The organism is Seonamhaeicola maritimus (genome assembly GCF_008056315.1).
GTDB lineage: Bacteria > Bacteroidota > Bacteroidia > Flavobacteriales > Flavobacteriaceae > Seonamhaeicola > Seonamhaeicola maritimus.
In genome coordinates, this window is the sequence record NZ_VRKQ01000010.1 from 485,568 (window position 1) to 497,809 (window position 12,242).

General features: G+C 32.3%; 10 protein-coding genes and 1 tRNA gene. 2 read left to right on the forward strand and 9 right to left on the reverse strand.

What is annotated here, in order from left to right:
• Position 1 precedes the first annotated feature (1 nt).
• The 6 genes from FUA22_RS10330 to FUA22_RS10350 all read right to left on the reverse strand — a co-directional run bounded on the left by FUA22_RS10330 (position 2) and on the right by FUA22_RS10350 (position 6,554).
• A complete protein-coding gene (locus FUA22_RS10330; RefSeq protein WP_147768016.1) occupies positions 2-1,777 on the reverse strand; it encodes a tetratricopeptide repeat protein in 1,776 nt (591 codons plus the stop codon).
• Positions 1,778-1,983: 206 nt separating this feature from the next.
• Positions 1,984-2,106, reverse strand: a complete 123-nt coding sequence (locus FUA22_RS18650) for a hypothetical protein (protein ID WP_262713233.1) — start codon at positions 2,104-2,106, stop codon at positions 1,984-1,986.
• 176 nt (positions 2,107-2,282) lie between these two features.
• Positions 2,283-3,554 (reverse strand): serine--tRNA ligase, encoded by a 1,272-nt coding sequence (gene serS / locus FUA22_RS10335; RefSeq protein ID WP_147768019.1) that lies wholly within the window; start codon positions 3,552-3,554, stop codon positions 2,283-2,285.
• 180 nt (positions 3,555-3,734) lie between these two features.
• Complete coding sequence (locus FUA22_RS10340; protein WP_147768021.1) at positions 3,735-5,051, reverse strand: HTTM domain-containing protein; 1,317 nt, start codon at positions 5,049-5,051, stop codon at positions 3,735-3,737.
• Complete coding sequence (locus FUA22_RS10345) at positions 5,044-5,976, reverse strand: bifunctional riboflavin kinase/FAD synthetase (protein ID WP_147768023.1); 933 nt, start codon at positions 5,974-5,976, stop codon at positions 5,044-5,046. Before FUA22_RS10345 ends, FUA22_RS10340 begins: the two co-directional genes overlap by 8 nt.
• A 56-nt stretch (positions 5,977-6,032) precedes the next feature.
• Positions 6,033-6,554, reverse strand: a complete 522-nt coding sequence (locus FUA22_RS10350) for a hypothetical protein (protein ID WP_147768025.1) — start codon at positions 6,552-6,554, stop codon at positions 6,033-6,035.
• A 99-nt stretch (positions 6,555-6,653) separates the two neighbouring features.
• Between FUA22_RS10350 and FUA22_RS10355 the strand changes: the two genes are divergently transcribed.
• Positions 6,654-9,380 carry a zinc-dependent metalloprotease gene (locus FUA22_RS10355; RefSeq protein ID WP_147768027.1) on the forward strand — a complete coding sequence of 909 codons (2,727 nt, stop codon included), beginning with the start codon at positions 6,654-6,656 and terminating at the stop codon, positions 9,378-9,380.
• 52 nt (positions 9,381-9,432) lie between these two features.
• Here the strand turns inward: FUA22_RS10355 and pth are convergent, their stop codons facing one another.
• The 3 genes from pth to FUA22_RS10370 all read right to left on the reverse strand — a co-directional run bounded on the left by pth (position 9,433) and on the right by FUA22_RS10370 (position 11,753).
• Entirely contained in the window at positions 9,433-10,068 is a 636-nt protein-coding gene (pth, locus tag FUA22_RS10360) for an aminoacyl-tRNA hydrolase (protein WP_147768029.1), read from the reverse strand.
• 79 nt (positions 10,069-10,147) lie between these two features.
• The gene (locus FUA22_RS10365; RefSeq protein WP_147768031.1) at positions 10,148-10,786 is read right to left on the reverse strand and encodes a 50S ribosomal protein L25/general stress protein Ctc; all 639 of its coding nucleotides are present in this window, start codon (positions 10,784-10,786) and stop codon (positions 10,148-10,150) included.
• Positions 10,787-10,811: 25 nt separating this feature from the next.
• Positions 10,812-11,753: a ribose-phosphate pyrophosphokinase gene (locus FUA22_RS10370; RefSeq protein WP_147768033.1), complete on the reverse strand. Its 942-nt coding sequence runs from the start codon at positions 11,751-11,753 to the stop codon at positions 10,812-10,814.
• 146 nt (positions 11,754-11,899) lie between these two features.
• Between FUA22_RS10370 and FUA22_RS10375 the strand changes: the two genes are divergently transcribed.
• A tRNA-Leu gene (locus FUA22_RS10375) sits at positions 11,900-11,981 on the forward strand.
• Positions 11,982-12,242: the final 261 nt, after the last annotated feature.

A 12,242-nucleotide genomic window follows, 5' to 3' on the forward strand; every position in this document is an offset into this window, starting at 1 on the left:
TTTAATTAATTGCATCACCCCTTAACGCCCTATACCTTTTCCTTGCATCAACAAAATAAATGCTATCGGCATGATTGAAAATAATCTGTTCATATAATTCCTTGGCTTTATCAGGTTGATTTAATTGTTGCTCAAATAATAGTCCCAAATTAAAATAAGCATCGTCTGCCAAAATACCCTCTCTGTAATTAGAGATAATATTTTGGTAGTTTTCTGCAGCTTGATTAAATTGATTTTTTACTTGAAATAATTGGGCTTGTTTATATAAAGCTTGAGCCACAATGGGTTCTGTTTTATGTTCACTCAAAATTTTTGTTAATAATGAAACGGCTTCATCATTTCTATTTTGAAATGCCAACAAGTCTGCTTTAGAATATAATTTTAAAGCTGTTTGTAAAGAATCTTCATATTTATTATCTGAAATAAGAAGTTTTAAATCCAAAGCGTCATTGGCTATTAATTGCGATGTCGAAGATTTTAATATTTTAAGCTGAGATTCTGCCCATTTAAAATCACCTTTATAATAACTGGTTTTGGCCACCCTAAAACGTGCCTCCTGAGATACCGTACTGTTTTTTAAATTACGTTGAATTTGAGTATAGTAAATTAAAGCTTGATTGAACTTTTCTTGTAAAACCAATATATCTCCCAACTCTAATTTTACCTGGGATTTTTGCAATTCTGATAATGGTAATTTTAATGTGTTTTCTAAAAATTGGGTAGCTTCAATAGTTTTATTCATATAAAAAGCCAGAAAGTGACCGTAAGAAATTTGTAAAACCAAAGTTTGAGAAAAGGTTCCAAATTCTTCAAAAAGTTTTACATATTTATCATTTACTACATTATAATTTTCCTTTGAACTTTCTTTAGTTTCAATTTGAATTAAATTATAGTGAGCATCCAATTTAATATCTAAAGACTGGGCTGTATTAATGATGTAATTAAAAATTTCTTTCGCAACTTCATTCTGATTTTCATCAGTCGCTATTAAGGCCAATTCCTGAATTCTTTCTAAGCCTTCCGGTTTTCTATTAAATATAGCTTTTTCTTGAATAAATGCTTTTTTGAAATCCTTTTGCTGAATAAACAACCAACTTAACAGTTGGTTCCAAAGCAAATTTGGTTCTTGCTGATTCTTTTTTAATAATATCTTTTTGAAAAGAACATTGTTTTCATCTTCTCCATTATCTGTTAAAAATCCACTAATTCTTCTTTTTACATCAATCAATGCCACCGGATTAGATTGGGCAAAATTTACGTAACTATTAAACATCTTTTCAATATGCCCTTGTTCACCATACAGTTGGGCCAATTGAATATTAAAATTATAATCTGGGTTAAGTTGCATTGCTTTTTCATAAGCAATAACTGCCTCGTTTAAAAGAGCATGTCCTTGAAATGCTCTAGCTACCGCAAACACATTACTGGCCCTTAAATCTATATTCGCAAGCGCCTTTTTATAATTTAGATTGGCATTTTGCAAGTCGTTTTTAAGCTGATAATTAAATCCAAGCTCTACAATAAATGCTGGATAATTAATTTTAGAAATAAGCTTTAATAAAAAGGTTTCGGCTTCATCATATTGCTCCAATTGTTGATGTGAACCAACAATTTGATTAATATAATTAATGTTTGAAGGACTTTTTGCGTATAACTTTTTGTATTCATACAATGCTTTTTCATAGTCTCCCTTTTTGAAATAATCCATAGCCAAATTTGCATCTTGAGCCAATATGGTTGTAGACAGTAGTAAGGATAATAACAAAAGGAATCTCATGTTGTAAATATAACAAATGTGACTAGTAGACATTGTAAATATTATGATAAAAAAATGCCCGAAATAAATTCGGGCATTCAAACCAACCAAAAATATAAAGTTTCTATTAACTACCGTTAAATAAAAAACGATTGAATTATTAAGATTGGGGACAGCGTTTAGCCTTAAAGCAAACCTTAAGATTTATTATATGAAAATGAATCCCTTTATTTACTTGCAATTGCTACTGTATTATTTTCAGATTTTATAATCTCAAAATCTGAAAATAACACTTTACTAGCAAAAAACACAAGTGCAATTAAAAGTACAATGCGCTTTATATTTTTCATCGGTTAGTAGGTTTAATAGATTTGGTATTGCTAACTTCCTAAATAAAACCTGTTGAACAAAGAAAAATGAAATAAAATCGTTGAATTACCTTTTAAAAATGCATTTTGTCGATATAATTTAAAATTATCATTGTGTTTTGTAGTATTATTCTTTCTAAAAATATTTAATTCTATTCTTAGTCAATTATACTAAATCCTGTATAAGGCTGTAAGACATCCGGAATTACAATACCTTCTTTTGTCTGGTAATTTTCTAAAATTCCAGCTAAAACTCTTGGTAATGCTAACGAGCTTCCGTTTAAAGTATGCGCTAATTCATTTTTACCATTACTATTTTTAAAACGAAGCTTCAAACGGTTTGCTTGAAAGGTTTCAAAATTAGAAACAGAAGATATTTCTAGCCATCTATCTTGAGCAGTTGAGAATACTTCAAAATCATAAGTCAATGCCGAAGTAAAACCTAAATCACCTCCACAAAGTTTCAATATTCTGTATGGTAATTTTAATTCTTGTAAAATGGTTTTAACATGGGCTACCATACCATCTAAAGCATCATAAGACTTGGTTGGCTGTTCTACCCTTAATATTTCAACTTTATCAAACTGGTGCAATCTGTTTAAACCTCTTACATGAGCACCGTAGCTTCCCGCTTCTCTTCTGAAACATGGAGTATAACCTGTAATAGCAACAGGTAATTCACTTTCATTTAAAACAACATCTCTAAAAATGTTTGTTCCTGGAACTTCAGCAGTTGGTATTAAATACAAATTGTCTGCCGTAACATGATACATTTGCCCTTCTTTATCTGGCAACTGACCCGTTCCAAAACCAGAAGCTTCATTTACCAAAAGTGGCAATTGAAACTCTGTATATCCAGCCTCTGTATTCCTATCTAAAAAATAAGTGATTAAAGCACGTTGTAATTTGGCACCTTTACCTTTATAAACCGGAAAACCTGCTCCGGTGATTTTATTTCCTAGCTCAAAATCAATAATATCATATTTCTTAGCTAACTCCCAATGTGGTAAAGCACCTTCTTCTAAAACGGGAATATCTCCTTCTCTAAAAACCTCCTCATTATCATCTTCTGTATTTCCTGTAGGGACAATTTCGTTAGGTACATTCGGAATCTTATATAAAAGCTCCTGTAGCTCATTGGCCTTAGTATTTAGGTCTTCAGTTAGTCTTTTAGAAGCCTCTTTTAAATCAACCGTTTTCGCTTTTATTTCATTAGCCTTATCAACTTCTCCAGACTTGAACAACATACCAATTTCTTTTGATAACGCATTAGATTCTGCCAAAGTATTATCTAACTCTGTTTGAATACGTCTTCGGTCTTCATCAAAAGCAATGACTTGGTTTATATCTTCGGTAGCATCAATATTTCGTTTCGCTAATCGGTCTATTACCAAATCCTTGTTTTCTCTTATAAAAGGTACTTGTAACATGTCTTAAAAATTTGAGCGACAAAAGTACATGATTTTTTTCATTTTTATGTTTCCTAAAAAACCAAATGAAATAAAATTATGGACTAATAAAGTGGTTCCTGAAGTGAAACTAATTTTTGTATTTTATTTAAAACAAAAATTAGTTCTTAACTGAAGAAATTTATGAAATTACTAAAAAAATCAATCTTGTTTTGAAGGTAAAATCCAATTACTATGTCTAAACGTTTCCCAATCTATACTAGCCAAATCTATTTCTGGATTTATTAGCTCTTTATAAGGCTTTCCGTTAACACTAACTCTGCTATTAACAAATACTGCTACGTCCTGATTATTTTTTTTGAATTTTTCTTTTAACCTTTGAGCAAATTGCCATATAACGTCAGGCTTAGAAGCAGCTCCTCTTTGTTGCTTTTTGGTTAAATAATCATCAAGTTTAATAACCATTTTACTCCCAGTTTCTTTATCTCTAACTGTGTAAGTTGCTGAACCACTTTTTGCTCTAAGCATCATGCGCCATGAGAGTCTATGACCCTCTTCGGTCCATAATACATCATCTTCAATAACATGATGACGTAAAGGCAACACTATTTGAATCAAAAAATAAATACCAAAAATGACAATTAATGGTGCTCTATAATTAGGAACAGTGATTTCTTCTGAAACATATAATGGTTTCTTTTTAAGGAATATATTTCGAATAATTTCAGGTTCAAAAAAGAACAATGAAAATGCTAATGCCAAATATGGAAAAATACCAATTTGAAACACAAAAGAATTAAATAAATGAAAGAATATAGAAACAAAAAAAGCGTACTTTCTGGTAGGTTTAAATAAAAGTAATGGAATGATTAATCCGTCAAAAACAATACCGCCATAAGATAGAACATAATGCATCCACTTTTGCTGAAGGAACTCACCTACTAAAAAATAATTGGCTTTCGGTTTCATAAGTAATTCAATAACCGATGTGTCTAACCAATCTGGATATAATTTGGCAACCGATGCATAGGTATAAACAATAAAAAGCTGAAATACAAAAACCCCTTTACACCATAAAGGCATTGAAAGACTTTTTAAGCTTGGGTTCTGTTTGGCGTCAATTGAAGCATATTTATTTGCTGGCATAACAACCATAATAAAGCTCAATAACATCAACAAATAATAATGATTATTATAGGATGATTTTTGCATTAAATATGTTGCAGACCACATTAGGGCAAAAGTCAACATACTAAAACGGTATTTATACCCCAACATGACAAATAACCCAAACAAACCCATGACCGCATAATAAACATACATCCAATAACTAGGGAGTGGTTGCAGCCATTCAAAACCAATAAATGAAAATGTGAATTCGGGCTCTATAAGGGTGGTTTTAATCCAACCTGTAAAAATGGCTCCAACCGATTCTAAAAAACAAAGCAAGCCGAAGAAAGTCCTAAAAATAATTAACCCTGCGTTGTCAATATGTTGAAACAACCATTTATTAATCATGATGATTGGCAATGTAAGTAAGCGCCATTTCTTTATCCCTAGCAAGCTGGTCTTTCAGAGCATCAACTGATTCAAATTTTTCTTCATCACGAATGCGTTTTAAAAGCTCAATTTGAATGGTCTTGTTGTAGATATCTTTATTGAAATTGAAGAAGTGTACTTCAATAGTTTCTTTTGAACCATTTACTGTTGGGTTCATTCCTATATTCATCATACCGTAAACATTTGAATATTCAACAGTTGACTTTACAATATAAGCTCCCTGTTTTGGAATTAGCTTATAATCTTCTTCTATTTGAATATTTGCCGTAGGATAATCCAATTGCCTTCCTAAACCTTTACCTTTTGTAACCGTTCCAGATAGCATAAAATTATAACCTAAATAGGCATTGGCCTTGGTTACATCTCCTTCTTTAAGTGCATTCCTGATTTTTGTAGAACTCACAGCCACATCATCAATATCCTGAGCTGAAATCTCCTCTACTTCAAAGCCATAAACCTCTCCAAACTTCTTCAGGTCTTCAATATCAGCATTTCTATTTCTTCCAAATCTGTGATCATAACCAATAATTACCTTTTTGGCGTTTAACTTATTTATGAGGATTTCTCTAACAAAATCTTCAGCTGAAAGTCTTGAGAATTCTTTAGTAAATTCTTGCACAACCAAATAATCTAGACCTAAAGATTTTAATATCCCTCTCCGCTCTTTAATAGTATTAATTAATTTAATGTTGGCGTCCTTTTGCAAAACCATTCTGGGATGTGGAAAAAAAGTAAGTATAACGGATTTTAAATTTTCCTGCCTCCCACAATTAACTAAACGAGAAATTATTTTCTGATGCCCTATATGTACACCATCAAAAGTGCCAATTGTTACTACAGATGCACCTATTGATTCTTCACTAAAATTATGGTAAATTTTCAATAGAAAAAGTTTTAGGTAAAATTAGTTATAAAACCCATAACTGCAAACATTCTAGTTTAAGATGATAAACTAAAAATTTGTTCTATTTGAGTAACTACTTGAGGCACTTCAGTTACCTCAAATTTTAAACTAATATTATACGTTTCTCCTAAAAGCTTTTTAATAGCCAATTTTCCTGTTCTAACCCTATAATATCCAGTCTGCCCTTTACAATAACATAACCGTGCAAACAGTATGTTGACTTGTTTTAATACCTCTGTTTCTATTTCAAGTTGATCAACACTTAATTCAATAAATACTTGTTCTTTATAACTGGCATCTGCCACATTTGGTTTCTCATTTCTGCTATACTCAAACTTTAATACAATTTTATTTCCTTCTGCAATAGCTGGATAAATAGCACCTAAGTTATCCTTCTTTACTTTTAGTACCTTTTGAGACAAAACACTAAAAGTGCATGTTCCATCATCAGGGCAATAACCGCCAAATTCCAATTCATCCTGAAACCTTATAACTTCATTTTTAACCTTACATGAAACCAAAGTAATAACTGAAAAAAGTAAAATAAAAAACCTCATATTAGGTATCATAGTGATTCAAAGTTAACATCATTTTTTTGTATTTATAATTTAAGATGTTACTTTTATTGAATTGTAATCTTAATTAAGAGGCACCAAATGAAACAATCTTACTATGTTTTTTTAAGCTTAACTGCTTTTTTTCTTCTATTTTCTCTAGCTACATCAGCTCAAAACAGCAAACCTGTTTGGACTAAAATTACTAAGGAAAAAGCTTTAAAGGGAAAGGTATTGCAAAGAAAGTCTGAACCTAAAAAAGCAGTTTATTTTGAAATGAACACTAAAAATCTTAAAAGTATCTTAAGTAGTGCTTCAAATGAAAAAAACATTATAAGCTTGCCTAATGCAGATGGTGACTTGGAGTCTTTTGAAGTTATAGAGTCTTCAATAATGGAACCAAGTTTTCAGGCTCAACATCCTGAAATAAGAACATATACAGGTAAAAGCATCTCAAATACTGGAACGAGTATAAAAATAAGCATAACACCACAGGGGTTGCATACTATGGTCCATAAACCTAATAAAAGTTCTGAATTTATAGACCCGATAAGTTATGGAGGTTCTAATTACATGATTTACAAAAAAAAGAACTTAAAAAGCTTAAAAGATAATTTTGTATGCCACTTTGTAGATGATTTCCCTGAATCCAAAAATACTTCGTCTAAATATTCTTCTGTCTTTAATGCAAATGATGGCACATTACGTACTTATGATTTAGCTCTTGCCTCAACGGTAGAATATTCCACATTTCATATAGATGCCGCTGGAATGGGAGCCGGAACAAATGCTCAAAAAAAAGCTGCTGTTCTCGCTGCCATGGTTGTAACTATGAATAGAGTAAATGGCATCTTTGAAAGAGAATTATCTCTTAAAATGAGTATGGTTAATAATGACGCCATTATTTTTTTAGAAGAGGATGATGGTTATACTAATAGTGATGTTGTTACCATGTTAGATGAAAATCAAACCATAATAGATGGCGCCATTGGAAATGGCAATTACGACATAGGGCATGTCTTTGCCACTAGTTTTGGAGGCGTTGCTGTTGTTAACTCTCCTTGTATAACTGGAAGCAAGGCTAAAGGTGTAACAGGCTTGGAAACGCCTGTTGGAGATGTATTTGATGTTGAGTTTGTAGCTCACGAAATGGGTCATCAATTTGGTGCTCCTCATACTTGGAGTGCCAATAGCGGCAGTTGTTCTCCTGGAGAATGGTCTTCGACTAATTCTTATGAACCGGGAAGTGGAAGTACTATAATGGGATATGCAGGCCTATGTTCTCCTGAAAATGTTCAAGCGAATGGTGATGATTATTTCCATCAAAAAAGTTTACAATTGATTTGGGCTAATATCTCTGGAGGAAATAGTAGTACTTGTGATACTGAGAGTTCTACCGGCAACTCTGTTCCTACAGCAATTGCGGGTATCAATTACACTATTCCTGTTTCGACTCCGTATAAATTAACAGGAGATTCAAGTGATTCTGATGGAACGGGAACCCATACGTTCACATGGGAGCAATATGATCTAGCAGCATCACAAGGAAGCATATTTGAAAGTAATGCTACAGGTCCTTTAGTAAGATCTTTTGAGCCTACATCAAGCCCAATAAGGTATATCCCAAGACTAGAAGATCTTATAATTTCTAAAGGCTCTACTACATGGGAGAAACTGGCTTCTGTACCTAGAAATTTAAACTTTCAATTTACCGTAAGAGATAATGGTTCAGGATTGAATAATTATGGCCAAACAGATAATGATGGAATGATTGTTACTGTAGTAGATAATGATGGAGCTTTTCAGGTTACTTCACAAAATACATATGTAAGTTATGATGTTGGAAGCATACAAACCATAACATGGGATGTTGCAGAGACTAACCTTAGTCCTATAAACACCACTAATGTAGACATAAGGCTATCAATAGATGGAGGCTTAACATATCCTTATCTCCTGCTAGATTCTACAGATAATGATGGAAGTGCAGATGTCTCTTTTCCTCCAGGAGTTGCAGCCCCTTTTTGCAGAATTATGGTAGAAGCTGACCCTTCTGAAAATATATTCTTTAATATCAATGAAGCAGATTTTGCTATTGGTTATACAGTTAATAAAGTGTGCAATCAATATGCTGGTGAAACTAACCTACCTTTATCTATTACTGATAATCATAATATGTTTGAAACAAGTGAAACAGGCAATGTTCCTGAATCAACTACTATAACAGATGTTAACATTGGCGTTGATATTACGCATACTTATAAGGGGGATTTACAAATTGCTATCTTAAGCCCAGAATCAACCCAAATTAACTTAATTACACCTGGACTATGCTCAACTGGAAGTTTAGTAATTAAATTTGATGATGACGCTAACTCTCTTGATTGTACCAATACTGAAAGTAATGAAGTTTATAAACCTGAAAACTCGCTAACTGCTTTTAATGGAGAAAATCCTTCTGGAAATTGGGTTTTAGGAGTGGTTGATCTTGCAGCTGGAGACACAGGAACACTGAATTCTTGGTTTGTAGAATTGTGTACAACCACAGTTTCATTATCAGATTCAGACTTTTATGGCTTTGAAAAGAGCTTAAAAGTGTTTCCTAATCCAAATAAAGGAGAATTTACGATTAAATTTAATAATGCTACTAGGAGTAATATTGAATTGGAAGTGTACGATTTAAGAGGTAGAGTTATCTATTCTCAAAAATACCAGAATGTAACAAGTTTTGATGAATCCATAAACCTTAATAATATTCAATCTGGCATGTATATTTTAAATCTAAGTGATGGTTTAAGACAATCAACTAAAAAGATTATTATTGAATAAAAAGAAGTTTGAGCTTCCTTTCTTGCAGTCAACAGGAATAGATTTTCAGTGTTTATTTACCATTAAAAGTGTTCATCGTATGATTAATTCCTGCCAGCGCAAAAGATTTAATAAGTTCAATTGATTTGTCCAACCTCTCGGAAAGCTTTTCATTCTCCTCTTCATTCCATTCTCCTAATACGTAATCTACCTGTCTGCCTTTACTAAACTCATCACTTATTCCGAACCTAAACCTGTTGTACTTTGTTGTATTAAGTTTATCCTGAATATCTTTTAACCCATTATGGCCTCCATCACTTCCTTTTGTTTTAAGTCTAATACTTCCAAAGGGTAAATTTAAATCATCTGTAAGCACCAAAAGATTTTCTAATGGAATTTTTTCTTTAGTCAACCAATACAAAACTGCTTTTCCGCTTAAATTCATGTAGGTACTTGGCTTTAAAAAAACAAACGTTCTTCCCTTTAATTTATAATTAGATAAATCTCCCAGTTTTTGCGTTTCAAAAGTTAAACCTTCTTTTTTGGCAAAATAATCTAATATTTTAAATCCAATATTATGGCGGGTATTTTCATACTTTTCTCCAATATTTCCTAAACCAACAATTAGAAATTTTTTCATGGGATTTTCTTCTTCACCTTTAAAAGATTCAGTTCTTTTTTTAAACAGATTCCAAATAAACTTGCACATAGCATGTCTCAATTAGTGTAAAAATAAAAAAGCATCCTGAATAATATAGGATGCCTTTAAAATTTAATCTAGATTATATCTATTCTTGAGTTGTCTCTGCTGCTGGAGCTTCTGCAGTTGCTTCTGTTCCTTCTTCTTCTCCTCCTTCTTCATCTTCATCATCAACTATAGCAGTTCTTGAAGTTCTAACTTGAGCTACAACATTATTATCTGGATGTAAGATAGTATACTTATCATTTTGTAAGTCTGCTACATTAATTTTATCTCCAATTTTTAATGGCGTAATATCTACTTCAATAAAATCTGGCAAATTAGCTGGTAAGGCCTTAACACGTAATTTTCTATATGGCCTTCTTAAAACACCACCATTCTTAACACCTTTAGAGTTTCCAACAACGTTGATAGGAATGTTTAAAGCAATTTCTTTATCTTCAAATAATTGATAGAAATCTACATGTAAAATTCTATCTGTTACAGGGTGAAATTGAATATCCTGTAAAACTGCGTTAAAAGATTCACCACCTTCTAAAGTAATTACAACTGTATGCGCATTAGGCGTATAAACCAGTTTAGAGAAGGCTAATTCAGCTGCAGAGAAATGCACTGGTTTGTCTCCTCCGTATAATACGCAAGGAACCTGACCAGCATTACGTAAGGCCTTTGTTGCTTTCTTGCCCACGCTTTCTCTTTGAGATCCGTTGATTGTAATTGATTTCATTTTCTATTTAAATTTAATTATTAATTTACATTACAAATTTTGAACTAATAGAGTTGTTATTATGAACTCTTTCCATAACCTCTGCAAATAAATCTGCACAACTTAAAACTTTAAGTTTCTCATTTTGTTGAGAAAGCGGAATAGAGTCTGTTACTATAAGTTCTTCTAATTTTGAGTTTTCTAAATTATCATAAGCTTTACCAGATAATATAGGATGTGTACATATAGCTCTTACACTTAATGCACCACGTTCCATCATTAAATCTGCTGCTTTTGTTAATGTTCCTGCAGTATCTACCATATCATCTACAAGTACCACATTTTTTCCCTCAACATTACCAATTAATTCCATATGAGAAATTACATTGGCTTTTGCACGTTGCTTATAACAAATTACCACATCACTTTCCAAAGCTTTAGCATAGGCATAAGCTCTTTTTGAACCTCCCATATCTGGAGATGCAATGGTTAGGTTATCCAGTTTCAAACTCTTTAAATATGGCAAGAATATAGTAGAAGCATATAAATGATCTACTGGCTTTTCAAAGAACCCTTGAATCTGATCTGCATGCAGGTCCATAGTTATAATACGGGTTGCTCCTGCAGCTTCTAACATTTTAGCTACCAATTTAGCCGCAATAGGCACTCTTGGTTTGTCTTTTCTATCTTGTCTTGCCCAACCAAAATATGGCAAAACAGCTGTAATATGTCTTGCGGAAGCACGTTTTGCGGCATCAATCATTAACAACATTTCCATTAAATTTTCTGGACCTGGATTTGTAGATCCTATAATGAAAATTCTAGTACCACGTATAGATTCTTCATAAGACGGTTGAAACTCACCATCGCTGTAAGTTGACGTAATTACATTACCTAATTCTGCACCAAAAGCTTTGGCTATTTTTTCACCTAGTTCTTTACTCTGTGTACATGCAAAAATTTTGGCTTCTGTAATTACAATTGGCATAGTTAACTTGTTGTTTTTGAGAGCGCAAACACTCCGTTAATTTTAACGAGGTGCAAATTTATGCATTTATTTTAACCTAAAAAGTATATTGCCTAGTATTTTTGCGTTTATTCTAGGAAAAATATTTATTTTTGCTGTCCGAAAACGCTCAAGTGGCGGAATTGGTAGACGCGCTGGATTCAAAATCCAGTTTCTTCGGAAGTGTGGGTTCGATTCCCACCTTGAGTACATATAAAAACCTCAACTATTTAAATAACAATAAGTTGAGGTTTTATTTTATTATAACTAGTCAACTATTAGTCAACTATTTTAATTTTTTAGGTAATTATAAACCTAAATCTTTCAAAGAAACTCAATAATTTCTATAACAAAATCCAATCAAAAGAGTTGCTTCGTGTACGTAAGTTGATGTCTTATTATGCCGTAAAATGAATCATTTTGTCTACACTACAAAAAAATATTCTTATTTTATTTGCTTAGGTTTTGCTA